We start from the raw sequence: 26,023 nt of genomic DNA on the forward strand, positions 1-26,023 counted from the left end.
CGTTAACTTTTTATGACAGCCTGAGTAATAATTTGTATTTATCTCTCCTTTTAGCCACCTAGGCCCCTTACGACCCAAGAAAAGAATAACTTAAATTTAAAATGAGAATTCTCCCTGTTCTGTCGCACTTCTTCAAAAGCTGCCTGATTAATTTGCTTAGGTCTTAAGATTTTTATTTACTGCCCTCAAGTTAGATACCCTTTGAGAATAGAAGTAGGAACCTCATGACCCCATTAAAGTTTGCTGTTGATGATGGCTCAACCAATGTAAAAATCAGCTGGATTGAAAACGGAGAAATTCGCACAGTCATTTCTCCAAACTCTTTTCGTAAAAACTGGAAAAGTGCCGCATTAAGAAAAGACAAAAAGGTCTTTAACTACACCATTAACTCAACCAAATACACCTACGACATGACGTCTGACAAAGCATTAGAGACCACTCATGTTGACTACCAATACGATGATCTAAACCTCCTTTCTGTCCACCATGCTTTGCTTCAGACTGGCATTAAACCAGGCCCCGTAAAACTGGTGGTTACTCTACCAATCACTGAATATTACGATGCGGAAGACTGCCAAAAAAACGAAGACAAAATTGAGCGTAAACGTGAAAACTTAATGAGAAAGATTGAGCTGAACAAAGGCGAACTTTTTGACATCACCGATGTTGAAGTCATGCCAGAAAGCTTACCAGCTGTTCTCTCTACCTTGCTAATGCAGTCTGTTAGTCAATTCAACCGTTCTTTAGTCGTTGATATTGGTGGCACAACTCTTGATATGGGTGTCATTGTCGGTGAATTTGATGATGTTTCTGCTATCTACGGAAATAACGAAATTGGCGTTTCCATGGTGACTGATGTCGCTCGTAAATACTTGGCAGCCGCTGACAGTGACTCAAGCTACCTTGTCGCGAATGAGTTAATCAAACAGCGTGATAACCTTGATTTCGTACAAGAAGTGGTGAATGACGAGAGCCAAATATCGCTTATCATCAACAAGATTGAAACCAAGATTGAAGAGCTAGGAAAACAAGTTGCGCACGAAGCTAAAAAGTTCGCGAAAAACCCTAACCGTGTCTATCTTGTTGGTGGCGGCGCAAGCTTAATCTACCCTGCTATCAAAGCGGCTTATAGCACACTTGGTGACAAAGTGGTTTTAGTCGATGAGCCTCAAGAAGCATTGGCGCGTGAACTGTGCCTCTACCATTCTGACGGCGAATCCGTTGAAATGCCAGCTCAAGAACTTCCTGTTCAAGAGGTTGTGAATGTCTGATCGACTAAAGCGCAAACGTATTAGTTACTCAATCCTGCTTGATCCACAAAATAACGCGGCAGACTTATACGCTAGTAAGGTTTTGCACCAGTGGGCGGAAAAGCTCACTGAGCTCACGCTAGCGTCAGAGAATAAAGATAGTCATGCATTGCATGAAGCTCGAAATGTACATAAGCATGTCTACCTGAGTGGTTTATTTCTATACTTGATTAATCCAGAGTTGTCCCAACGTTTAAGCGCTCAATTAACTGAAAATCAAATATCAGAATTTACCTTAACGACCACTTTGCAAGGTCTTGGGTATGGGAGTTTAAATCAGCAAGCAGAGATCAACCATGAGACCTTCGAAAGTCAGTTCGAATCTCTCGCCAAGACAATCTCAGACCAAATAAGCAAAGAGTCAGCATTAACACGTGAAGGGTTCGACTCTCTTGCTATACAGAGAAATAGCGACTCAAGCGAACATATTCAAACCCAAACGCGTGTCGACTCCGACATTATTATGGCAACCAAAGGGCAAAACGATCACTTGATTGAGTTGATCCAAGATCAAAACAGAGAAATTGAGCAATTAAAGTCAATGCTTGTAAAACAAGGTACATTGATTGATTTACTTTCAAAAGATAGCGCAGGTTTCGCAGAAAAAAAATTACAAGGAGCGAACAGCGAAAAGTCACCAGTGATTGATCTCAATGAGCGCCTTGCTCACGTTCAAAAAGTGAAAAAGAAAGGTATTTTTTAAAATAACGAATCATTTGCTAGCTAGAAATGCTCGTTTATTCTGATGATTAGGCTAAACGAGCAGATTACTATCCCCCTGCCTCAAATACGCACATTAAAGCTCCACCATAAACTATCGTTCAGCATAGACCACCCCAATGATATAAAATAAAATGCATACAATACAAGTTGCATTACTTTTAAAACACTTCTAACTTTATAAGGAAGCTTGAACCTAGGTAACAGTTGAATTAGGTATGATTGGAAAATACAGTTATCACAATATAAGCTGGTCTTTTGGCCTGATAATATTTCTACTGCTATTTCAAGGCATTCTTTCGGTATTCTATCTGCACAAGATTGCTGACAATACCGACAAACTCTATAAGCACCCCTATACCGTCTCAAATGCTGCACGCACGATCAACATGAACTTAATATCTATGCATAGATATATGAAAGACGTCGCGCTGGCAGAAAGTGAAGAGTTGATAGCGTTGGCTTCAAGCCTTGTTGATATGCACGAAAAGGACGTGTTTAAGTCCTTTCATGTCATTTTTCGAAGCTACCTTGGCGATGTGGAAGATATTGAAACCGCTCATAGAGCATTTATTGACTGGAAAGCCATTCGAGACAAAGTTATCCACTTAAAAAAGCAAGGAAAAGATAAAGAGGCATCTGATATTACACGCCATGAAGGTGCAAAACATGTTGAGTTATTAAATGCCGAAACACAAAGACTCATAGATTTTGCAGACAACAAAGCAAAGTTCTTTCTTAACCAAGCGTTAAAATCAGAGGCCAATGCCAAAGTAATCCTAATTTCTTTAATCATTTCCAGTGCGTTATTAGCTCTTTTCACATCCTATTTCGCAATACGTAAATTACGTTCCACGCTACGAGAACTCAGAAGTCAAAACAAAGAAACCGAGAAAGTAACTCAGTGGGTAGACAGTCTATTAAATGCCGCACCCGATGCCACTGTTATCATCAATGAAGACGGTAACATCGTGAGAGTGAATACAGCGACTGTCCAACTATTTGGCTATACCGTTGAGGAAATAGTAAATCAACCCGTCGATATCCTGCTTCCAGCCTCGTTAAAAAAACGCCATAAAAACCTTGTTGCACAATCTTTTAAACAACCCACCAACGTCGCAATGTCTAATCGAACAAACTTAACCGCTGAATCAAAACATGGCGACGTTATAGCTGTTGAGATAAGCCTTAACTTCATTCGAAACAGAGGTGAACTATTCGCTATTGCTTCCTTGAGAGATGTCACCGACCGTAGAAAAGTCGAAGAAAAAATCAAATACCAAGCAAATTATGATGCATTAACAGGGCTAGCAAACCGTTTTCAAGCAATGACTAAGCTGTCTGAACAGATCAAATTGGCGCAACACCATCAAACTAACGTCAAAGTTCTGTTCTTAGATTTAGATGATTTCAAAAAAGTGAACGATACCTTAGGCCATGAGGCAGGGGATGAAGTCTTGATCGCACTTGCAAAGCGATTGAAAGAAAATATCCCCGAGAAAGGTTCGATTGCTCGACTTGGAGGAGATGAGTTCCTTATTTCTCTCTATAACATAGAGTCCCAAACAGAAATAGAACTCATCATCGACACGCTTCTCAAGCAAATAAAAGGGCCTATCAACGTCGGTGAACATGGCATTGTGTTAACGTCAACTGTTGGTGTTTCGTCGTACCCAGAGGATGGTAAAACAATTTCTGAACTTCTGAGACATGCTGACACCGCCATGTATTTTGCAAAGGAGAATGGGCGAAATCAAAAAGCATTCTATTCAAATTCCATGGCCAAAAAAGTCTCACGACGCTTTGAAATAGAACAACACATCCATTCAGCCCTTGATAACAACGAATTTTCATTGGTTTATCAACCTAAGATTGAGTCCGCGTCTGGATCGCCCATTGGACTAGAGGCCCTCATTCGTTGGAATAATCCTCTATTAGGTAGCGTGTCTCCGGATGAATTTATCCCTATCGCTGAAAGCTCTGGAAATATAATAGCGATCGGATTATTCGTATTAGAAAAGTCATTATCTATGCTCAAAAAGCTCCATATCTTAGGGTTTACAGAGCTTCACCTTGCAGTAAATCTATCTCCTGTTCAGTTCGAAAGCATCGAACTTATTCCTCAAATAACCACATTATTAGCGAAAGAAAATTTACCCTATCACTGTCTAGAGCTTGAAATCACTGAAGGTGTATTAATTAAAGGGAGCCAACAAATTGTAGACTCATTTAATAAACTAAATGAGCTTGGCATCAGCATTGCTATGGACGATTTTGGTACTGGGTATTCATCATTGAGTTATCTACACAAGTACAAATTTAATGTACTCAAAATAGATAAATCTTTTGTTCAAGACATATCTAACTCAGACTCAGAGCGTGAGTTGATCTTTCAAACTATTCAGCTCGCACACGCACTTAATTTGAAAGTTGTCGCCGAAGGCGTTGAAACACAAACACAAGCAGACATATTGTTAGGATCTAGCTGTGACTATATACAAGGTTACTACTACAGCTACCCACTAAATGACCAAGATCTGATTGCTTATATTACAGAGCAATCAATATTGCAAAATGTCATCCATATTAATTAAGTATGACTCAACACCTACGCTCACTCCCTAATAAATTAAGACATTTAGTATTGGCTTTTTAGAATACTGTTTTGATTTGATTTGATTTGATTTGATACGAAGATAACCCCCTATACAACTTGAATACGCCAAACAACTGACTAAATTTAAATAGGGCGTAATGCACAAAATAGGGGGCTATATGTTAAACCGCATATCACTATTTAGCTTGTTATTCGTATTTGTAGGGTTTCAATCTACGTCAACTGTGTCAGCCACCAACACATTTATAATGGCCTTCAGCCAAGATCCTGCAACCAGCCCCCAGTATTCCTTTTATCTCAAAGTCTACAGTGAGGTTTTCACTGAACTTGGCTATGCATTTGAGTATGAGCTGTACCCTAGTTTACGAGCATCTCATAAAGCAGATTTAGGTGAAGTAGATGGAGAGCCACAACGTATTTTTGATTATGCAAACCGTAACCCCAATCAAATTCGAGTCGAGGAACCGATATTTGAAAATAGAACCTTAGCCTTCTCCACTGACCCTACAATAAAAATAGAAACTATAGACAGTTTAAATGGCACTGATTTTAGAGTTGACTACCTTCGAGGTTCAGTGTGGAGCAAACAATACCTAGAACCTCGTATTCTGCCCAAAAATCTGAAGGCCGTTGATGGAAGCCATCAAGGGTTTATGAAACTCATCAACAATCGATCTGATATTTTCATTGTATTGGAGGTCGTCGGCCGCAGAGCATTAGAACATCATACTCTCACCGACTCTGGCGTTATTATTTTAGGTGAAGTGGGGAGCAATCTATCCTACCCCTATCTCCATAAGTCACATGCCGACTTAGTGCCAAAGCTTGAACAGGCCTTAAGGAATATAAAAAAGAGTGGTCGTTATAATGAGCTGTTATTCGAAAGCATGCCATTTTTAGACAATCGCTAATTTCATAACAGTTAAACGTAGGAGGCTTATCAGCCAAAACCTTTATTGATACAGATCTGAAACCGCTACTCGATCTCCAGCACATCCTATTAGTTATATGGTTATATAAACGAAAAAACCGAGACAACTTATTAAGTTATCTCGGCTTTAAAAATATGGCACACCCTGAAGGATTCGAACCTTCGACCACATCCTTAGAAGGGACGTGCTCTATCCAGCTGAGCTAAGGGTGCGCGATGGAGAGAATTATACGAATTGAATTGAGTAAAGCAATGGGTTTATTGCTGTTTATAGTTCAAGTGCCTAAAAAAGAGTCATACGCCGTTTTTTTCCACGATCTCACCTTGACGCAAACGTTTGCTTATGGAGTTTGTTAACAAATTCTGCGACAATAGTTTTATAAGTATTAACCATCCTAATCAAGGAACGTCATGACTGCTCAAAATATAGACGGAACTCTTATCTCTCAAACCGTACGTTCAGAAGTTGCTGCGCGTGTAAAAGCACGTGTTAATGCTGGCTTACGAGCGCCAGGACTAGCTGTTGTCTTAGTTGGAGAAGACGCTGCCTCTCAAGTTTACGTTGGAAGTAAACGTCGCGCTTGTGAAGAAGTCGGTTTTGTTTCTAAATCTTACGACCTTCCAGCAACGGCTACCGAAGGCGAGCTTCTTGAATTAGTAGAAACACTTAACAACGATCCTGAGATTGATGGAATCCTTGTTCAGCTGCCACTTCCAGCCGGTATTGATGCGACTCACGTTTTAGAGAGCATTATTCCAGAGAAGGACGTTGATGGTTTCCACCCATACAATGTTGGTCGTCTAGCACAACGTATTCCTAAGCTTCGTTCTTGTACTCCAAAGGGTATTATTACTCTTTTAGATCGTTATAACATCGATCTGAGAGGCAAGCATGCGGTTGTTGTTGGCGCGTCAAACATTGTTGGCCGCCCAATGACACTTGAGCTTCTACTAGCAGGCTGTACAACCACAACCTGTCACCGTTTTACAAAAGATTTAGAAGGTCATGTACGCCAAGCTGATGTCGTTGTTGTAGCTGTAGGTAAACCTAACTTCATTCCTGGCGCTTGGATTAAAGAAGGTGCTATCGTGGTCGATGTCGGTATCAACCGTTTAGAGTCTGGAAAGTTAGTCGGTGATGTGGAATATGACGTTGCCAAAGAAAACGCAAGCTTCATTACTCCAGTACCAGGCGGTGTTGGCCCAATGACCGTAGCGAGTCTTATTGAAAATACGATGATTGCGTGCGAGCAATACCACACAAAAAAATAACCATTTCATCGTTATAAATCGTAAATACAAAAAAGCTCCGAATTCGGAGCTTTTTTAAGCATCTTCAACAGTAACAACAATGCGCTATTAATACTTAATGCGATCCGCTAAATGGCTCACCGCTAGTGCAAAGTAGTAAGAGCGATTCCACTTCATCAAAACGTTATAGTTGTTATAAACCAAATAAGTTCGGCCATGATGATCATCGGGCATAATGAGCCACGCTTGAATATCATTATCTAGTTTTGGTAATGGTCGGCCATCATATCGAGTTATACCGAGTTTACTCCACTCTTGAAGATATTTACCCTTCTCTGCTTCTCTGCCCTGCATACTTATATCAACGGATTCTGGCACCTGAACTTGACGGCCCCAAGTGTAGGTATCATCCCAGCCTGATTGACTTAGGTAATTTGCAGCAGAGGCAAACACGTCCGCTTTGGTATTCCAAATGTCTTTTTTACCATCGCCATTACCGTCTGCAGCGTAGGCTAAAAATGAGCTAGGCATAAATTGCGGTTGCCCCATGGCACCAGCCCAAGAGCCTTTCATTGCTTCAGCCGTAATGTGCCCTTCATCTAAAATAGTCAGTGCAGCCAGTGCTTCTTTGCGAAAGAACGCTTCTCTACGGCCTTCATAGGCTAACGTCGATAACGCATCAATCACACTATAGCCACCAGTGAGAGCACCGAAATTACTTTCAACACCCCATAGGGCTACAATGTATTGTGGCTGAACACCATACTCATCACCAATACGTTTTAATTCGGTGTAGTGCTTGTTGTACAAATCTCGAGCTTGTTTGACTTTCCAATCTGGAACTGCTCTTGGAATGTACTCATCAAGGGTCAGCTTCTTCTCAGGCTGATTCCTATCAGAACTCACCGCTCTTGGTCGATAAGTAACCCCTTCAAAGGCCTGATTGACAGTGTCCTGAGAAATGCCCTGTTCTAATGCTTGCTGTTTTAACGCATCGACATATTCTTCAAAGCTCACTTCGTTCGCGATCGCTGAACATGACAACCCTAAACCTAGTATTACTGACAGAATTTTTTTCAAACTGCCCTCCTTGAGCAATTATCTCGACTATTTTTGTTGTGCTTTTCTTGCTTTGTACTCATCTAACAAGTTTTCTTGTCGTGGTGGAAGCTGCAAGAAAAACCCTTCTTCTGCTAGTGATTTAACAACCACTTCTTTATTCACTTGAGCAAGATTATGCTTGTCTAACTTAATCACCATAACGAATATAGGTTTACCGAACATTTGCATCAAGGTGTCAGGAACTTGTGAAAAATCGTCCTTCTTCGGAATGTACAGATAAGTCCCTTCTTTCTTAGAACTTTTATATATAGAACAAAGCATAAGTCGCCTTTTGATTAAATGTTGAGTCATTCAGAAAAATAACGTTAAAGTTTTGAAAATTAACGACCACAGCGCTTGCCGTTAATAGTGATGGAATATAACATGATATCCATAGCATCCGGCAACGCCCATGTAGTAAAGGCCGAAATAAAATGTCCAGTACTCCCGACTTAAAAGGCAGCAGCTTCACTTTGTCAGTGTTACACCTTTCTGATAGTGAAGTCACCAAAACAGTTACATTTCTTAAAGAAAAAGTTTCTCAAGCACCCGCTTTCTTTACCTCAGCGCCTGTTGTTATCAATATTGCGAAAGTGGAAGGTGATATCGACTTTGTAGCGCTCAAATCTGGTATCGAAGAAATTGGAATGATTCCCGTTGGAATTACCGGCAGCAAAGATAAACGACTTCAGAACCTAGCAACAGACGCAGGCTTTGCGGTGATGTCAGCAACGAATACTCGCCAGCAAGCGCCCGCAGAAATGGCGCCTGTAAAAGTCATCCGTACTCCTGTTCGCTCTGGGCAACAAGTTTATGCTAAAGATGGCGATCTCGTCATATTAAGCCATGTCAGCGCTGGTGCAGAAGTCATAGCTGATGGCTCAATTCATATTCACGGAACGCTTCGTGGCCGCGCTATTGCCGGTGCAAGCGGGCAAAAGCAAGCTCGAATTTTTTGCAATGATTTACAAGCTGAACTGATTTCTATCTCTGGGAATTATTGGTTAAGCGACAAAATTGAAGAGACGTTTTGGCAAAAGAAAGTCATGATCAACATGGATGATGACTCACTCAAGATCGAAACTCTAACACTATAATTAAAAAGGAAAAATCATGGCTCGAATTATTGTAGTCACGTCAGGTAAAGGTGGGGTTGGCAAAACGACGTCAAGCGCTGCCATCGCATCAGGACTTGCACTCAAAGGTAAAAAAACCGCTGTTATCGATTTCGATATTGGTCTTCGAAATCTCGACTTAATTATGGGCTGTGAACGCCGTGTGGTTTACGATTTCGTTAACGTCATCAATGGTGAAGCTACGTTAAACCAAGCGCTAATTAAAGATAAAAGAACGGAAAACCTATTTATCTTACCTGCATCTCAAACACGGGATAAAGACGCCTTAACCAAAGAAGGGGTACGCCGTGTCTTTGATGAGTTCGATGCCATGGGGTTCGACTTCATTATCTGTGACTCTCCAGCCGGTATTGAGCAAGGTGCATTAATGGCACTTTACTTTGCAGATGAAGCGATTGTTACAACTAACCCAGAAGTCTCTTCAGTACGTGATTCTGACCGTATCCTTGGCATTTTAGATTCTAAGTCTCGACGCGCAGAAGAAGGGCTAACACCTGTACAGCAACACTTGCTGCTAACGCGTTATAACCCTGCTCGCGTTAACCTTGGTGAAATGCTTAGCGTTGAAGATGTTGAAGAGATTCTACACATTCCACTTCTTGGTGTTATTCCAGAAAGCCAAGCTGTACTTAACGCTTCAAACAAGGGCGTACCTGTAATCTTTGATGATGAGTCAGATGCTGGTTGTGCCTACAATGATACGGTAGAACGCTTACTTGGCGAAAAAGTGGATTTCCGCTTTTTAGTTGAGCAAAAGAAAGGAATCTTTAAGCGATTATTTGGAGGATAACCACATGTCATTAATTGAATTTTTCCGCCCGCAGAAAAAAAGCTCAGCTAATTTGGCCAAAGAGCGTCTGCAAATCATTGTTGCCGAGAGACGCAGCCACAATGATCCTGCACCTTCTTATCTGCCTCAGCTTAAAGACGATATTCTAAAAGTTATCGCTAAGTATGTAGAGGTTGACCCTTCCATGGTTGATCTTAGCTTTGAGCACAAAGACGATGATATATCTGTCTTAGAGCTCAATGTGACACTGCCAGACGAAGAGAAGTAGAGCTCAATCCGCTACCTCAAATAAAACAAAAGAGCCTCTAGGAGGCTCTTTTAGATCGTTCTATTAAATAAAATGGAGAAGACCCAAATCACTCCATCCCTTCACTCACTTGTTGAACTAAGAACGAGCTTGCTGGCTCAATAGTTCCCACAAGAGACTTCACTTTCTCAATAGACTGAATCGCATGAGTATTCTTACGGTAGCTAATGTAGATCGGGCGCGACCACTCCTCGGCACCATCAACGCGATACAGTTGTTCAGCCTCTAAAAATGGTTCAACAAGCGAATAAGGTAGATAAGCACAACCACCCTTCTCCAAGATGAAATCAAGGGCGATTCTACCAGTTGATGTTCTTAAATAAGGCGCTGGAATATTAGGATGCCTATCCGCATGCTCAAAGGTAAACCGAGTTCCCCAATCAATATACACATACTTACTTTCAAACGCGTTTTCTACAGAAACAGGCGTAGTCGACACCAATACTAAGTTTAGATCAGCAATCTGTTCTGTTTTAAACTCATCAAGTTTTAACGGATCAAACGAGAAAGCAATATCTAAAGAGTGATCAAGAAGATTACGATGGAGCTGCTCTCTTCCCAATGATTCTGCATTAAACCCATAGCCTTCCAATGACTCCGTCACAACACTCAAGCAATTCTGCAAATAGGCATCCCAGATATTGGGCGTGCCACCAATCGTTAACTGCATCACTTTGTTGCACTCTAAAGACAACTCAAATCTAGCCTGTTTAAGTGTCGATACCATGGTTTCAGCGTAGCCAAGCAGTCGCTGCCCAGCGGAAGTCAGTTGTATATTGTTGCGGTGCCTTATAAACAACTGCACATCAAAGTGCTCCTCAAGTTGTTTAATTCGGGCGCTCACTGCAGCCTGAGTAATATAGAGATTTTCAGAGGCTCTTCCAAAGTGCTTTTCTTTCGCGACTTCCAAAAAAGTCTGGAATACTTTTACGTCCATTCTTTCGATTAACTCCAATACAACAATGATTGATTTAGAAACTGAGAAATCAACGGCCTAGCTTCTTTTATATTATGGGGCAATGGCCTAATAAATAACAAAATTAGTTTTATCTTGGCGACAAAAATTATTCGTTTTTATGATAAGCGTCTGTGCCCTATTCTAACCCCAGAGTAATAACAGCTCTTGTGGTACCACCAATGTGGTTTTCATTTTGTAATTTTATTGCGTATCGAGGATCCCATGATAGACACTCAATTTCGCCACGGTAAAAAGCGCTTCTACGATATGGTGAAATTTCCACGTGGTTTTGCTAAATCAGGTGATTTCACTCTCATAGAGAATGAAATTTTGATGACCTATGGCGAAACGATGTTAGCACTAGAAACCGGAGAGATTAGCCCTGCAAATTCTGACGAGAAACACTTTATAAAAGTATTAAAACACCCAGCCAAAGCAAAAACCAAGCTTGAACATATTTGGCTTAAGTACGTAAACTTAGCTCGTGGCCGACGCGCGTTCCATACACTCAATAGCCGAACGAAATTTCATATTTCGTCGCAAGAGTTTGATCATGCCGTCAATGATGACGAAGTGATTGAAGTTGCGTAGCGAGAAATAGAATCCAAATATTCAGGCTGCTCCACAGCCAATACATCAATATATTAGCGCTCTATCTGACCCCCAATAACGATGGAGCGCTAATGCATTTAAACTCCGTTTTTCTTCTAGCCTTAGTCAACCAATCTTCTACCCTTCGCCAACCAAAAAGGTATGACTCGGGTCAACATACACTTTATTACCCATTGCTTCTCGCCCTAGTAACATCATATAGGTCATGTCATTTCTATTGCTTAGCGTGAGTTGAATCGGCCAAGATTTCTTTCCTAGTTGGAAAGTTGTTTCGATAACAACACGTTGCTCAACGTTTCCATTGGAAGACTTAATGCGTCTTGAGTCGAACACGAGTGACTCGCAACGCACCACTTCTTCTAACTTATACGTATCTGGGTGCAAATCATACTGAACGTAGAGTTTGCCTTCTCGAACGATTCGTTCAATGTTATCCACGTGCAGTGAGGATGTTTTAGCCCCTGTATCGATACGTACTTCTAAATCATGGATACCTAGGTCCGGTAGCGAGCATAGTTCTAGGTTCCCTATGATCATCCGCTTTTTAAATGTATCTGGCATGTTTGTCTCTTTTTATTCTTACTATTTGGCTCGCCTTAACGTTAAGGAATTAACGTCAGGTATTAACGTTAGGAGATAAACGATAAGACGAGTCTATGTTTCTTCAGATTGCTAGCGCTTGCATTTCAAGCACATCGCTAGCTCTAGTTTGCCGGTTCTATCGCGACAATCGCTTCTTGCATCATCTCGATATGTTCGTGAACATCGTCCGCACTGCCTCCAAAATAGGCGATGTGGTACATCGCCTCGCCCTCTTGAACGAGTGGGATATTTTGTTTTCCAATAATAATCCCCGACCGTGTCGAAATAATCTGACTAATATGATTACCCAACGGGCCATTGATATCCGCCAATATGTCGCCTTTTTCCACCACCGAACCCAGTGACACAAACTCTTTAACAAAGCCGCTGGCATTTGCTCGCGTCCAATCACTTCTGTTTGCTACAAACGGTTCAATATTCACTTTACTCATTCGCTTACGGATCATTCCAAGCGCCCTAAGCACTCGAATCACACCTTTAACGCCGGTCTGAATAGACAGTTCATCAAAGCGAAGCGCTTCCCCTGCTTCATAAAGCAACACTCGAGTACCATTACCGACCGCAGCACCTCTCAATGAACCATCACGAATGTTGGCATTAAGAAGCACTGGTACTGCAAATGCCTCTGCAAGACGCTTGGTTTCAGCATCTTCCAAATTGGCTCTTATCTGAGGCAAGTTCGATCGATGAATCGCCCCTGTATGTAAATCAATACCATAGTCACAATGAGCGACAATACTATTTAGAAACGTATAAGCTAATCGTCCTGCTAAAGAGCCGGTTTTTGACCCTGGGAAACAGCGATTAAGATCGCGGCGATCAGGCATATAACGACTTTGGTTAAGTACGCCATAAACGTTCACCATGGGTACTAATATCAATGTTCCAGCTTGCAGCTTTAAATTTTCTTGAATTAAACGACTAATAATCTCGATGCCGTTTATTTCATCACCGTGCACAGCCGCACTCACAAAAACGACTGGGCCCTCTTTCTTCGCCCTAATTACCTGTATCGGTAAGCTCATGTCTGCGTCGGTGTAAAGTTTCGCTACCGGAATCTCAATCTTTTTACGTTCACCAGGGTAGATTTCAACTCCGGCAATGATCAACTTTTTAGTCATTATGCGACCGCCTTTACGATGCCATTATCTAAACGATTATTACTAATCGCTTGCGTTTCGATAAATTCAAAAATCAAACCCGCGACATCTTTTCCTGTCGCTGATTCAATGCCTTCAAGACCAGGGGAAGAGTTGACTTCCATAACCACAGGACCGCGCTCTGACTGCAAAATATCGACGCCACAAACATGAAGCCCCATAATTTTTGCCGCATTAACGGCGGTTGCATTTTCTTCTTCGGTCAGCTCTACCAACTGCGCAGTACCGCCACGATGTAAATTCGAGCGGAACTCGCCTTCACCCGCTTGACGCTTCATCGCTGCAATCACTTTACCGCCGACAACAAAGCAACGAATATCCGCGCCTTTCGCTTCTTGAATAAATTCTTGAACTAAGATATTTGCATTTAGTCCCATGAACGCTTCAATGATGCTCTCTGCCGCTTTATCGGTTTCCGCTAAGACAACGCCAATACCTTGAGTGCCTTCCAATAACTTAATCACCACTGGCGCACCACCAACATTTTTAATTACGTCTTTAATCTTATCTGGCTTACTAGCAAACCCTGTTCTTGGTAGCCCAATACCTTCACGTGATAGCAGCTGTAAAGACGACAGCTTGTCGCGAGAGCGTGTAATAGCCGTAGAGTCATTCACACAAAAAGTGTTCATCATCTCAAACTGTCTGACTACCGCTGTTCCGTAAAAGGTAATCGACGCACCGATTCGTGGGATAACCGCATCGTAATAAGGTAAGTTTTCACCCATGTAGCGAACCTTTGGCTCATTACTTGTGATATCCATATAACATTGTTGAGTATCGATAATATCTACTTGGTGGCCTCTCGCCTCACCCGCTTCTTTAAGACGACGAGTCGAGTACAAATTTTCGTTGCGTGATAAAATCGCAATGCGCATGGCAGTATCCTCTTATGATGAATTAACCCGTCGGTTCGGCCCGTCGGAAAGTGGGCGAACTTTAAGAGTTATTTCAGCTTAAATACAACGAATAGTTTTAGTCATGACGATAAGAAATATTTGTTATAAAGGAGGTCACTGCATTCTTGCGCTTGTCGGAATCAAAGGATAAAAAAAGAGCCAAACAGCATAGCTATTTGGCTCTTAATAATATCGGCAACATGTGTCGTAATTTAAAAACAATCGTGGTGATTACTTCACTAGCTTATCGAGGTTTTCACCCATTAACTCTAAACGCCACCCTTGCATCACATCTGGCAAGACACTTGGGTTGCGATCTTTTTTCCAAACCCACGTTAATAATTGGTTGAGCTGTTTTTTAGAAGCAAGGAACTCCGTAGCTAAACCTGACTTTGTTGAGGCTTTTTTCACTTCATCTTTCAGGTGTTTGAACAACTGCTTATAACCTGGGTTATCCATTAACCGCTCTATCTGCTCAGGATATTGATCTTCAGGTGTCTGCTGCGCTGACTTAACCATGGCAATGATTCGACTTGCGTGACGACGCACAGCTCGGCTATCAATGCCTTCTTGTTCCATTTGTTGTGAACTTTTGATTGCGTCACGAGCAACAAGCAGTAAGTCCGCCTCTTTAAACACGAAGTTAAGCGCTAAATCGCGCTTCATCGCCTCTTTATAGCGCCAAGTTGCCAACGGTTTTAGTATCGCAAGTTGCTTTGGTTTTAGCTGCCATGCCCCTTTAATATCGCGATACACATTATTAGCATCAATATCTTTAATGCGTTTACTAACTAATAGATCAGACTCTTGCTGAGCAGCGTCCCACCAGCCTGCTTCATTCACTTTCTCTAGTAGTTTTTCATAAAGTGGCATCAAATAGAAAACATCAGCGGCAGCATATTCTAGCTGTTTAACACTTAATGGGCGTGCCATCCAATCAGTGCGAGATTCACTCTTGTCGAGCTCAACTTCAATATATTCACTAACTAAACTTGCAAAACCCGTTGATAAACCATGGCCTAAAAACGCCGCCATGATTTGAGTGTCGACCATAGGGAAAGGCGTACAACCGAATGCGTTTTGGAATACTTCCAGATCCTCACCACAAGCATGCAGTACTTTTAGCACCGATGTGTCTTTCAATAGCGCTACAAATGGAGACATATCATCAAAGACGGTAGGATCAATCAATGACAAGTTTTCTCCATCGAACAGCTGTATTAACCCAAGCAAAGGATAGAAAGTGCGGATACGTACAAACTCCGTATCAAGCATGACGACATCCGTTTGTTGGGCTTGATGGCAGACACGTTCTAAATCTGACTGCTCGGTAATAATTTGATAATTCACAAAACGCTCGCTAATGGTTTCTGTGGCCATTCAACCTTAGTAATAAGGTCTACTAGCCATAAAGATGACACAAAAATGCCGACACTAATGTCGGCATTCTAGCACTAATCACACGTTAGTTTCTGCACCACTGTTCAATTTGCATCGTTGATGGATGTATTGAACGGCGGAAACGCATTATTTGTCATGATTCGGCACGACATAAGCCTACGCACTTTCGCGTTTTGCTAGTTCCGCGTCGTTCTCTTCACGTAATACACGACGTAAGATCTTACCTACATTGGTTTTTGGTAGATCTTCTTTAAACTCAACAAGCTTCGGTACTTTGTAGCCGGTTAGGTTCTCACGACAATGTGCAATGACTTCCTCTTTGGTCAAGCTTGGATCGCGCTTAACCACGTAGATTTTCACGATTTCACCTGAAACTTCATGAGGCTGACCGATAGCTGCGACTTCCAACACTTTTCCGTGCATCGCAACCACATCTTCAATCTCATTTGGATAGACATTAAAGCCAGATACCAAAATCATATCTTTTTTACGATCAACGATATGTAAGAAGCCTTCATCATCGAACTTCACGATGTCACCCGTCGACAACCAACCTTCGGTATTAATCACATCTTTCGTTGCTTCAGGGCGCTGCCAATAACCTTGCATTACTTGTGGGCCACGAACTTGCAGCTCACCAACCTCACTGTTTGCCACAGGGTTACCTTCATCATCAACAATACGGACTTCCGTCGATGGAACTGGTAAACCAATTGACCCGTTATATTCAGTTAGATCGTACGGATATGCGGCCACCAAAGGCGCACATTCAGTTAGACCGTAACCTTCAAGAAGATAACAACCTGAGATCTTTTTCCACTTCTCAGCGACGGCACGTTGAACCGCCATACCGCCACCAACAGAAAGGCGCAGATTACTAAAGTCTAATTCGTTGAAATCTTCGTTATTCACTAACGCATTGAACAACGTATTTACCCCAGTGATCGCGGTAAACTGATACTTTTGTAGCTCTTTAATAAAGCCAGGGATATCTCTTGGGTTAGTGATCAGCAAGTTACTGCCGCCGATTTCCAAGAAAAGTAGGCAGTTTACCGTCAGTGCAAAAATATGGTAAAGCGGCAATGCCGTAACAACAAGTTCACGACCGTCAGCAAGTACAGGGCCGTAGGCGCCTTTTGCTTGCATAACATTCGCTATCATATTGCGGTGGGTTAAGACTGCCCCCTTCGCCACACCCGTTGTACCACCGGTGTATTGTAAAAATGCAATGTCATCACCCGACATATGGGGTTTCACATATTGAAGTCGGCGTCCCTTCTGCAGAGCCTGACGCATTGAAATGGCACCGGGTAAATTGTATTTTGGCACCATGCCTTTTACATACTTCACCACAAAGTCGACGATAGTACCTTTTGCTCTTGGTAGCATTTGACCAAGACTCGTAAGAACAACGTGTTTGACTGGCGTATTCTCAACAACTTGCTCTAGGGTGTTCGCAAAATTTGACACGATCACAATGGCTTTTGCATCGGCGTCGTTAAGTTGGTGCTCTAGTTCACGCGGCGTATAGAGTGGGTTGACGTTAACAGCAATCATGCCCGCTCGAAGTACACCAAATAATGCGACTGGGTACTGAAGCAAGTTAGGCATCATTAACGCAACACGATCGCCTTTCTTAAGCTTTAATTCGTTTTGAAGATAAGCAGAAAATGCGCGACTACGCTCTTCCAATTTGCGGAATGTCATGACCGAGCCCATGTTCATAAACGCGGGTTGGTCGGCAAATTTTTGTACCGATTGTTCAAACATCTCAACAAGTGATGTGTATTGATCAGGGTTGATTGTTGCTGGTACATCTTCTGGGTAGCGTGAGAGCCAAGGGTTTTCCACAGTATTACTCCTCGTTATCGGCAAGCTGATTGACCGTTATTATTATTCGTCTATTACAGCACAGCCAAAGCGTATGAGCACGAAAGACTCAAACACTTGTTTAAATTTTGTTAAGCACGCCAAATATCAGATCAGTAACACTAGAAGGATCTTGTAGATGGCAATGATGTCCGCCCTTAATCGTCACTACCTCACACAATCTATTCAGTTTGCGCTGTGAATGCTTTAAGTAGCGGTAACCTTCATCACCTAATATCACGGTTTGAGGACACTCGATTCGCTGAATCACTTGCAGAGCATGATCAAATGACATGCGATACAAAGAATCACTTTGCAATCGGCTATCGTGTCGCCAATACCAGTCTCCGTTACGATGAATCATCCCCCGCTCAACAACGGGTTTGATTAGCTCGGCGTCTAAGTGATTGAGCTGAGCACGGCGCTGCGATACCTCTTCAATGCTATTTAGGTTTCGCACAGGTTTTCGCCTCAATCGTTGGCGACTCAGCACCCCGTTTCGTAATCGTTCTAAGCTTTTATCAGCCGATTCAGCCAAAGGACCAAACCCTTCTATTTGTACTAATCCTGCGACGTTCTCAGGAAACGCGGCACTATAACAACTTGCTATCAAAGCACCAAGAGAATGTCCTACTAACACCAGTCTGTTCGGTGATAAAACGGTCAATAGTTGGTGAAGATCGTCAATATAGTCATGAAAAGGGTAATAATACCCCTCTCCTTTATGGCTTGATAAACCATGACCTGACAGATCGACTGCGCAAAGGTGAAGGTTTTCATCTTTGCTAAATAATTGAGGAAGGATCGTACTAAAGCTCGCGGCGTTATCTAACCAGCCATGTAAAAAAACGACCGTAGTATGGGCACTTTTAGCTTCGCCTATCTCAAGTGTTGCTATCTCGCTAGTGGCGATAGAGATCGTACTTTCACGCATACTAAACTTTATTTCACTTCTTGAATGACTCGACCATCAGTTGGGCCGAAATACGCTTGGCGACAGTGTAAACTGCGGCAAGGATATGGGTAGAGTCGAACTTCGTTGATCACAACGCGCTCTTGAATTTTCCAAAGGTGGTGACCTGTAATTGTCATCACAGGGGCGACTTGCTCTGACTCCCCAACTTTAAAATCTTCTGTACCACTGCTTTGACCAATCACGCTGATAAGCTGTCCTTTCCCATACGCCATTGGCTCTAAGAAACCATCTACGTACCCGACAAAGCGGCCATTCGGTTGTTGGTTAATGTCCGGTTTAGCAGAAGAGCTAATCGGAAGGTTTACGATTTCAATTCGGGTTTTATCTTCAAGATTCGTTACGTTAGCAATAACACCGCCCAAACGAACTTGAGGCGTTGTTTTGGGTTCAATGTTAATCCAAGTCGCGTAATCGGAAATCAGCTGCTCATCATCTGAAGAAAGTACTTCAGGTAGTGAGGAGCAAGCACTGATAAATAATAAGGCAAAGGAGACAAAAGCAGTTTTAAAGAGTGAAAGATTCATAGTCGGCTCTTAGATTGAAGGGAGTTAAGAAAAAGTGTCAAGATAGCGAGGACGGTTGGCGCTAGATATAGATATCGACACCAAGTAACTTAGCAAGTTCCTCTCGTTTAGATTGAGTCATCACTGAAAGGTACTCTTGCATCGCTTTGCGACTTTGCCCTTCTGGAAGGTCGTATTGGACTTGAGCACGGTGAATTTCAGATTCACTAACATGACGAATGGAATTAGAAACGGCATCAGCAACCTGTGTGGTTTGCCCTACAGCGGTTTGCCCGACTGCTGTCGAGGATTGCCCTTTCTTTACCTCACTTTTTTTACTCGCTTTGCTAGTCTTAGTAGTCTTATTACTACCTGGAACTATCGAAGGAGGTAAGCCATTAATAGAGACCATACTCTTCCCTTATTAATGGGCCAGCGAACTGACCCAATTCCACGGTTAAAATCCGCTAAGTGCGTTTAACGCTACTCTCTTCCCGGCAATTTCTTCCAGGTCACTTTATCTCGTAGGTAAACAGGGCTTGCATGCTCTGCATCTACGGTATTGCCATTTACCCACTCAAATTGAGCTAAGTAAGCAATATCGATCGCTTCTGGGTAAAGAACATCACTTTCACTACTACCTAAATCTAACGAAAGCTCCGACAATGTTTCTTGGTACGCTCCCCAACCCGTTCCTGCGAGATGCCAAACAGATTGATCTTTTTCTATCTGTTGAACAAGCTCACTTGGCGGAATGACACACTCTGCATCCACTTCAGCCCAAGTGCCGTTTTCTTGACGACTAAAGCGTCCCCAGTAAACTTCACTCATTCTCGCGTCAATTGCACAGGCAACCTCAGTGTGGCCGTGTTTGCGGAAACTTCCTTCAGCCATTGCTGCCAACGTTGAGATGCCAATCATTGGCAACTCTGCACCAAACGCTAAACCTTGTGCAATACCGATGCCAATACGTACACCCGTAAAGCTACCCGGGCCTCGGCCAAAGGCTAATGCATCAACCTCTGCTAAGGTTAAACCCGCTTCTTTTAAGACTTCATCAACCATAGGTAAGATTTTTTTTGTATGATCGCGAGGTGCAACTTCACTTCTTGCGAAAACTTGATCGCCTGAAATCAGAGCCACAGAGCAGTTTTCTGTCGCGGTATCTAAAGCAAGGATTTTTACACTCATTGATATCTCTATCTTTTAATTAATTTGGTTAACTTCTGGCTGTTCAAGCTGTTTGAGAAAAGCCTGTACAGTATTGAGATCCCGTGTTCTCGGAATCGGCGGCAAACTGGCTAAAAACAGTCGCCCATAATCTTTGGTTACTAAGCGATTATCACAGATAATCAGTGCACCGTGGTCACTTCTATCTCGGATAAGACGCCCCACCCCTTGCTTTAGCGTAATCACTGCATCAGGTAGCTGAACTTGAGCAAATGGGTCTCCCCCTTTTAATCGACAATCTTCAATGCGTGCTTTTAATAGCGGATCATCAGGGGCGGTAAACGGCAATTTATCGATGATAACACAGCTTAATGCGTCACCTCTAACATCAATCCCTTCCCAAAAAGCGCCCGTCGCTACTAACAACGCGTTACCTAACTCCATAAATTCAGCCAAGGTTTTCTGCTTGCTCGTCTCTCCTTGCAAAAGAACGGGGATCGACAAGGTTTCTCTAAAACGCTCACCTAACTCGCGCATCATGCTATGAGACGTGCATAAAAAGAAGCAGCGTCCTTGGTTTTGCTCGATCACAGGGCCAAGCATATCAACCAGTATATCGGCCATGCCTGGGCTATTCGGCTCAGGCAAGTAACGCGGCACACATAATCTCGCTTGGGTTTGATAATCAAATGGGCTCGGTAGAGCGAGTTTTTGTTTTGGAACCAGACCTAAACGCGCAGTGAAGTGACCAAAATCTTCATTTACCGCCAGTGTAGCCGAAGTAAAGATCCATGCGCCTTGCTTTAATTCAATCTGTTCATGAAATTTGTCAGCAACCGATAAAGGCGTAATATGGAGGGTAAAATGACGTGGCGTGGTATCAAACCAATAAGAATAGCCGGTGATTGAAACGTCACACACTCGCTCTATTCGCGCTTTGATCATATTAGCTCGTTCAAAAGCCGTGTCGAGCAGTTGGCTTCTTCCCAAAGCAAGTTTTAGCACTTCAATCGCAAAATCTATTGAATCTTGCAAACGTTGTATTTCACGAGCAACGGCTGGTGAGTTCATCGCTTCACGCCAGTTACCACGAAAGTTCGCATCGCCTAGAATAATGCGCAGGTCACTGGCCGACTGTATAAGGCTGTCGCCGACCTTTTGAAGCTGACGCATGTCTTTCGCTTCCGTCCGATAAGCAATTTCGATATCTTTAGCTAATTCTTGAACCTGCCGGCTCGAGACTGACTGACCGAAGTATTGACTTGCTATATCTGGGAGCTGATGAGCTTCATCAAAAATAAAGACATCAGCTTCAGGAATAAGCTCACCGAAGCCTGTTTCCTTTATCGCTAAATCCGCCAGAAAGAGATGATGGTTAACCACCACGACGTCTGAGTCCATTGCTCGCTTTCGAGCTTTTAACACGAAACAATCGGTAAAGCTTGGACACTCTTTCCCAAGACAATTGTCGTTGGTTGAGGTAATCGTGGGAATAACTGGGCTATCTTCAGCAATTTCATCACAATCGCCAAGATCACCACTTTTGGTTTGAGAGGCCCAACTGCGTACCTTGATGAGTTGAGTGAGCAGCGTGGGATCAGCGGTATTAGTGTGGCTTTCCACCATTTGACGACTCAACCTATCTAAACACAAATAGTTTGAACGGCCTTTCAATAGTGCCACTTGACCATAAAACCCTAACGCGTCGACCATTAACGGCAGGTCTCGGTGGAAAAGTTGCTCTTGAAGGTTTTTAGATCCGGTACTGATGATAACTTTCTTGCCACTCATGAGAGCGGGAACAAGGTACGCAAATGTTTTTCCTGTTCCAGTCCCTGCCTCTACAACCAGTTGACTCTGTTTATCAATCGCATCATAAACGGCCTGAGCCATATCCAGCTGCGGCTGTCTTGGTTGAAATCCTGGAATCGCTTTACCTAACGCTCCATCGGCAGAGAAGGTTTTTAAGATCATGAGAGAAGACTAGCAATAAAAGATGGGGGGATTATGTCAGCTTTAGTGAGCCGGCGCGAATCAGATTATGATCCGCACCGGAGGTGTTTGGTTTTAGTTTGTGAGCGTCTTAGAGAGTTATTTTCTGTTTAAATAGCGAGATAGCCAAGCTGGTCCATCAAATCCGTTATCGTCGCTGAGTATGGCTTTCGCCGCGTCACTTGGTGAGGCTTTGTTCTCCCACATTTCAGTTAACATTGCTTCATCAACATCATGATCGCCTACAAGCTTATTTACTCGCTCTACATACAATTTTCGCGCTAGTAGTTCTTTATCCATATATAGCACCTCTGATACTTCTTACTACAGAAACCACAACAAAATGAGCAAACCTTGATTAATGGTAACGATCTTTTGTTGAAACATGCTCGATAATAGATTAATTATAGCAGGTATATTGCGGGTCACGTCACCGTTCACGTAACCCGAAATTAGTTTTAAGCCCAAAAAAATAATTCATGGAAGTAATACACAAATGGAAAAAAAAACACTCCTAACCCATTGCAAAGATGCACCTGGGCTCATTTCAAAAATCACGAATATTTGTTATAAGCACCAACTCAACATTATCCACAATAATGAGTTTGTTGATAACACCAGTGGTCACTTCTTCATGCGTACTGAATTAGAAGGTTACTTCAACGACCAAACGCTTCTCGCTGATCTTGACCAAGCCTTACCTGAAGGTACAAAACGAAGCTTAGTAAACTCAACACGTAAACGTATTGTCGTGCTAGTAACTAAAGAGTCGCACTGCTTAGGCGACATTTTGATGAAGAATTTCGATGGCAGCTTAGATGTTGATATTGCAGCCGTTGTCGGTAACTACGATACACTGCAAAGTCTAACTGAACGTTTTGATATTCCTTACCACGCTGTGTCTCATGAAGGGCTAAACCGCGAAGAGCATGAAGAAAAAGTACTTGAAGTAATTGAGCAGTATGATGCTGACTACTTAGTACTAGCAAAATATATGCGAGTACTAACACCGGGTTTTGTTGAAAAGTACAACCATAAGATCATCAACATTCACCACAGCTTCTTACCTGCATTTATTGGGGCTAAGCCTTACCAACAAGCGTATGAGCGTGGCGTGAAGATCATCGGTGCAACGGCTCACTTTGTGACTAACGATCTCGATGAAGGTCCTATCATTAAACAAGACGTTATTCCTGTTGATCATAACTTTAGTGCTCAAGATATGGCACGAGCAGGCCGCGATGTTGAGAAGAACGTTTTAAGTAAAGCGTTAAATAAAGTTCTTAATGACCACGTCTTTGTATATGGCAACAAAACCGTCATCCTTTAGACTTCAGCATTCTTTTGGCTTCAACACTGTTTATGCCTCAAAGAGTTATCTAGTTGCTTGATGACCTAGCTAATACAGATTCTTATCAAGAAAAATGGCGCTGGCTTTTACTGATTAATAGTAGAGCCAGCGCCATTTTTATACCGATTACAAAACTTAGAGACGGATTGCGAGTTCAACACCTTGCTTGATGGCTCTCACAGCATCTAACTCACCAGCATGATCAGCGCCGCCAATGACATGCAGTTTATCACCCAGTTCATGCCATTTATTTTCAAATGGGCGAACAGACTCTTGCCCGGCACAAATGACGATTTTATCCGCGTCGAGCAGCTGCTCATTGCCTTTAAGACCAATATGCAAACCTTGGTCATCAATCTTCTTATATTCGACTCCGCCTAATAGATTCACACCGCGTTTCTCCAACGTGCGCTTATGAATCCACCCCGTTGTTTTCCCTGGCCCTTTTCCTACGCGTCCTGGTCGTCTTTGCAGTAACCAGACAGTTTTTTCACTCAAAGAGGCTGGATACGGATATAACCCGCCCGGATGACTGATCTCTTTATCAATTCCCCATTCATGCAGCCAATCATCAAGGGTATTATCTTCTGGCTCTGTGATCATAGTGGCGATATCAACACCAATACCACCAGCGCCAACAATCGCAACCTTTTCACCCACCGGGGTTTTCTCGCGAATTAAGGTCTGGTAGTCGACCACTTTTTCACTATTGTCTATGCCATCGATCGTCACTTTGCGCGGTTCAACACCAGAGGCCATGACCACCTCGTCGTATTCAGATAGATTGTCAAAAGAGGCTTCAGTATCCAGTAGTAGATTGACACCCGTTGCATCAATTTGATTGGCAAAGTATCGAATGGTCTCTCTAAATTCTTCTTTTCCTGGGATCTGCATAGCAAGCCTAAATTGGCCTCCAATACGATCATTTTTTTCAATTAAGTCAACATCATGCCCGCGCTGTGCCAACGTTGTGGCACAAGACAACCCTGCTGGGCCTGCTCCAACCACAGCAATCTTCTTCTTTTTCGTCGCTGGCTGAACAACAATTTCAGTTTCATAACACGCACGAGGGTTGACCAAACAACTTGCTCGTTTCCGATTGAACGCATTGTCTAAACACGCTTGGTTACAGCCGATACAGGTATTAATAAACTGAGCTTGGTCTCGCTCTGCTTTTAAAACGAACTCTGGGTCGGCTAGAAACGGTCTTGCCATGGAAACCATGTCGGCTTGGCCTGAACAGAGTATTTTCTCTGCTTCATCAGGGGTATTAATACGGTTACAAGTGACAACGGGAATACTCACATAAGGTTTTACCTTCTCAGTAACCCATGTAAAGGCGCCACGCGGCACTTGTGTGGCTATCGTTGGAATACGCGCTTCATGCCAACCAATGCCCGTATTGATAATGGTAACACCGGCCTCTTCAAGTTTTTGAGCCAGTAATACAACATCTTCAAATGTACTGCCTTGCTCGACTAAATCGAGCATCGACAATCTAAAGATAATAATGAAGTCTTTGCCAACGGCTTTACGCACCGAGCGGACAATTTCGAGTGGAAAACGCATACGCTTCTCATAACTGCCACCCCATTCGTCGTAACGCATATTAGTTCGCTTACAGATGAACTGGTTGATGAGATAACCTTCAGAACCCATTATTTCGATGCCATCGTAACCCGCGAGCTGAGCGAGCTCTGCACTGTTTGCAAATGCACCAATGGTTTTATTGATTTGCCTTGGACTCATTTCGCTAGGCGTAAACTTGGCAATCGGCGCCTTCATACCCGAGGCACTTTGTGCAAGAGGATGGAAAGCATAGCGCCCAGCATGCAACAATTGTAAAGCGATTTTTCCGCCATATTTATGCACAGATTCTGTAATGACTTTATGCGCTTGCGCGTGTTTAGGTTTACTAAACTCCGCACTAAAAGGGGTAAGACGACCTCGAAGATTTGGAGAAAAGCCACCTGTGACTATCAGCCCAACACCACCTTTCGCACGCTCTTCATAAAACGCGGCGAGTTTATGTAGGCCTTGTTTATCTTCTTCTAAACCCGTATGCATCGAACCCATTAATACGCGGTTTCGTAATTGAGTAAACCCAAGGTCAAGCGGTTGCAATAAATTTGTGTACATGGCTGACATCACTATATCTTTTATAATTCGTGGTCTGACCAGAGTATTCACACTTCAGCAATAAATCAAACAGGTGTTTACATTTTTGCAACACCGGTCAAGTTCATGGTAAATGTGAGCAACGATGAACGCAGGGCGAGCGTTTCAACCATGATCATTTTGCTTTATCGTACTTTTTCTCCAATGATTGATAGACAAGAAAAAATTACCTAGGGTCTGTTGATCTT

General features: G+C 42.7%; 25 protein-coding genes and 1 tRNA gene. 10 read left to right on the forward strand and 16 right to left on the reverse strand.

Going from position 1 to position 26,023, the window contains the following annotated elements; translation table 11 throughout:
- Window positions 1-224 precede the first annotated feature (224 nt).
- The 4 genes from parM to KP803_RS01870 all read left to right on the forward strand — a co-directional run bounded on the left by parM (window position 225) and on the right by KP803_RS01870 (window position 5,558).
- Window positions 225-1,271, forward strand: a complete 1,047-nt coding sequence (gene parM, locus KP803_RS01855) for a plasmid segregation protein ParM domain-containing protein (protein WP_248007126.1) — start codon at window positions 225-227, stop codon at window positions 1,269-1,271.
- Window positions 1,264-2,013 (forward strand): hypothetical protein, encoded by a 750-nt coding sequence (locus KP803_RS01860; protein ID WP_248007127.1) that lies wholly within the window; start codon window positions 1,264-1,266, stop codon window positions 2,011-2,013. Before parM ends, KP803_RS01860 begins: the two co-directional genes overlap by 8 nt.
- Before the next feature lie 235 nt (window positions 2,014-2,248).
- The gene (locus KP803_RS01865) at window positions 2,249-4,624 is read left to right on the forward strand and encodes an EAL domain-containing protein (protein ID WP_248007128.1); all 2,376 of its coding nucleotides are present in this window, start codon (window positions 2,249-2,251) and stop codon (window positions 4,622-4,624) included.
- A 181-nt stretch (window positions 4,625-4,805) separates the two neighbouring features.
- The gene (locus KP803_RS01870; RefSeq protein WP_248007129.1) at window positions 4,806-5,558 is read left to right on the forward strand and encodes a substrate-binding periplasmic protein; all 753 of its coding nucleotides are present in this window, start codon (window positions 4,806-4,808) and stop codon (window positions 5,556-5,558) included.
- A gap of 156 nt (window positions 5,559-5,714) precedes the next feature.
- Here the strand turns inward: KP803_RS01870 and KP803_RS01875 are convergent.
- Window positions 5,715-5,791: transfer RNA gene (locus KP803_RS01875), tRNA-Arg, on the reverse strand.
- Between the two features lie 198 nt (window positions 5,792-5,989).
- On the opposite strand from KP803_RS01875, the gene folD reads away from it, so the two are divergent.
- Window positions 5,990-6,850 (forward strand): bifunctional methylenetetrahydrofolate dehydrogenase/methenyltetrahydrofolate cyclohydrolase FolD, encoded by an 861-nt coding sequence (folD, locus tag KP803_RS01880; RefSeq protein WP_248007130.1) that lies wholly within the window; start codon window positions 5,990-5,992, stop codon window positions 6,848-6,850.
- Between the two features lie 87 nt (window positions 6,851-6,937).
- Here folD and KP803_RS01885 read toward each other — a convergent pair whose 3' ends face one another.
- Entirely contained in the window at window positions 6,938-7,909 is a 972-nt protein-coding gene (locus KP803_RS01885) for a lytic murein transglycosylase (protein WP_248007131.1), read from the reverse strand.
- Between the two features lie 27 nt (window positions 7,910-7,936).
- Window positions 7,937-8,212 (reverse strand): YcgL domain-containing protein, encoded by a 276-nt coding sequence (locus KP803_RS01890; RefSeq protein ID WP_248007132.1) that lies wholly within the window; start codon window positions 8,210-8,212, stop codon window positions 7,937-7,939.
- Window positions 8,213-8,364: 152 nt separating this feature from the next.
- On the opposite strand from KP803_RS01890, the gene minC reads away from it, so the two are divergent.
- From minC to minE, 3 genes are read left to right on the forward strand one after another with little or no spacing between them, the layout of a single operon-like run.
- Window positions 8,365-9,027, forward strand: a complete 663-nt coding sequence (gene minC / locus KP803_RS01895; protein ID WP_248007133.1) for a septum site-determining protein MinC — start codon at window positions 8,365-8,367, stop codon at window positions 9,025-9,027.
- 16 nt (window positions 9,028-9,043) lie between these two features.
- A complete protein-coding gene (minD, locus tag KP803_RS01900) occupies window positions 9,044-9,856 on the forward strand; it encodes a septum site-determining protein MinD (RefSeq protein ID WP_248007134.1) in 813 nt (270 codons plus the stop codon).
- A gap of 4 nt (window positions 9,857-9,860) precedes the next feature.
- The gene (gene minE / locus KP803_RS01905) at window positions 9,861-10,124 is read left to right on the forward strand and encodes a cell division topological specificity factor MinE (protein WP_248007135.1); all 264 of its coding nucleotides are present in this window, start codon (window positions 9,861-9,863) and stop codon (window positions 10,122-10,124) included.
- Between the two features lie 88 nt (window positions 10,125-10,212).
- Here the strand turns inward: minE and KP803_RS01910 are convergent, their stop codons facing one another.
- Window positions 10,213-11,100 (reverse strand): LysR family transcriptional regulator, encoded by an 888-nt coding sequence (locus KP803_RS01910; protein WP_248007136.1) that lies wholly within the window; start codon window positions 11,098-11,100, stop codon window positions 10,213-10,215.
- 243 nt (window positions 11,101-11,343) lie between these two features.
- Here KP803_RS01910 and KP803_RS01915 point away from each other — a divergent pair, with 243 nt between their 5' ends.
- Window positions 11,344-11,712 carry a MaoP family protein gene (locus KP803_RS01915; RefSeq protein WP_248007137.1) on the forward strand — a complete coding sequence of 123 codons (369 nt, stop codon included), beginning with the start codon at window positions 11,344-11,346 and terminating at the stop codon, window positions 11,710-11,712.
- Window positions 11,713-11,850: 138 nt separating this feature from the next.
- On the opposite strand, the gene KP803_RS01920 is transcribed toward KP803_RS01915, so the two are convergent.
- From KP803_RS01920 to KP803_RS01970, 11 genes are all read right to left on the reverse strand, one after another.
- On the reverse strand, window positions 11,851-12,294 hold the full coding sequence (locus KP803_RS01920; RefSeq protein ID WP_248007138.1) for an ATP-dependent zinc protease family protein: 444 nt from the start codon (window positions 12,292-12,294) through the stop codon (window positions 11,851-11,853).
- 143 nt (window positions 12,295-12,437) lie between these two features.
- Window positions 12,438-13,457: a succinylglutamate desuccinylase/aspartoacylase family protein gene (locus KP803_RS01925; protein WP_248007139.1), complete on the reverse strand. Its 1,020-nt coding sequence runs from the start codon at window positions 13,455-13,457 to the stop codon at window positions 12,438-12,440.
- Window positions 13,457-14,374 (reverse strand): 30S ribosomal protein S6--L-glutamate ligase, encoded by a 918-nt coding sequence (gene rimK, locus KP803_RS01930; protein ID WP_248007140.1) that lies wholly within the window; start codon window positions 14,372-14,374, stop codon window positions 13,457-13,459. The genes KP803_RS01925 and rimK overlap by 1 nt, the downstream gene beginning before the upstream one ends.
- A 252-nt stretch (window positions 14,375-14,626) precedes the next feature.
- The gene (gene rnd / locus KP803_RS01935) at window positions 14,627-15,745 is read right to left on the reverse strand and encodes a ribonuclease D (RefSeq protein ID WP_248007141.1); all 1,119 of its coding nucleotides are present in this window, start codon (window positions 15,743-15,745) and stop codon (window positions 14,627-14,629) included.
- 207 nt (window positions 15,746-15,952) lie between these two features.
- Window positions 15,953-17,647, reverse strand: a complete 1,695-nt coding sequence (gene fadD / locus KP803_RS01940) for a long-chain-fatty-acid--CoA ligase FadD (protein ID WP_248007142.1) — start codon at window positions 17,645-17,647, stop codon at window positions 15,953-15,955.
- A gap of 100 nt (window positions 17,648-17,747) precedes the next feature.
- Window positions 17,748-18,599 (reverse strand): alpha/beta fold hydrolase, encoded by an 852-nt coding sequence (locus KP803_RS01945; RefSeq protein ID WP_248007143.1) that lies wholly within the window; start codon window positions 18,597-18,599, stop codon window positions 17,748-17,750.
- 8 nt (window positions 18,600-18,607) lie between these two features.
- Window positions 18,608-19,165, reverse strand: coding sequence for a Slp family lipoprotein (locus KP803_RS01950; protein ID WP_248007144.1), 558 nt, complete (start codon window positions 19,163-19,165; stop codon window positions 18,608-18,610).
- Between the two features lie 61 nt (window positions 19,166-19,226).
- On the reverse strand, window positions 19,227-19,556 hold the full coding sequence (locus KP803_RS01955; RefSeq protein WP_248007145.1) for a chromosome partitioning protein ParA: 330 nt from the start codon (window positions 19,554-19,556) through the stop codon (window positions 19,227-19,229).
- A gap of 71 nt (window positions 19,557-19,627) precedes the next feature.
- Window positions 19,628-20,335: a tRNA (adenosine(37)-N6)-threonylcarbamoyltransferase complex dimerization subunit type 1 TsaB gene (tsaB, locus tag KP803_RS01960; protein WP_248007146.1), complete on the reverse strand. Its 708-nt coding sequence runs from the start codon at window positions 20,333-20,335 to the stop codon at window positions 19,628-19,630.
- A 15-nt stretch (window positions 20,336-20,350) separates the two neighbouring features.
- On the reverse strand, window positions 20,351-22,288 hold the full coding sequence (yoaA, locus tag KP803_RS01965) for a DNA repair helicase YoaA (RefSeq protein WP_248007147.1): 1,938 nt from the start codon (window positions 22,286-22,288) through the stop codon (window positions 20,351-20,353).
- A gap of 117 nt (window positions 22,289-22,405) precedes the next feature.
- Complete coding sequence (locus KP803_RS01970; protein ID WP_248007148.1) at window positions 22,406-22,606, reverse strand: hypothetical protein; 201 nt, start codon at window positions 22,604-22,606, stop codon at window positions 22,406-22,408.
- Between the two features lie 196 nt (window positions 22,607-22,802).
- Here KP803_RS01970 and purU point away from each other — a divergent pair, with 196 nt between their 5' ends.
- A complete protein-coding gene (gene purU, locus KP803_RS01975; protein ID WP_248007149.1) occupies window positions 22,803-23,636 on the forward strand; it encodes a formyltetrahydrofolate deformylase in 834 nt (277 codons plus the stop codon).
- A gap of 156 nt (window positions 23,637-23,792) precedes the next feature.
- Here purU and KP803_RS01980 read toward each other — a convergent pair whose 3' ends face one another.
- Window positions 23,793-25,805 (reverse strand): NADPH-dependent 2,4-dienoyl-CoA reductase, encoded by a 2,013-nt coding sequence (locus KP803_RS01980; protein WP_248007150.1) that lies wholly within the window; start codon window positions 25,803-25,805, stop codon window positions 23,793-23,795.
- Window positions 25,806-26,023 lie beyond the last annotated feature (218 nt).

Source organism: Vibrio amylolyticus (assembly GCF_023145695.1).
Taxonomy (GTDB): Bacteria; Pseudomonadota; Gammaproteobacteria; order Enterobacterales; family Vibrionaceae; genus Vibrio; species Vibrio amylolyticus.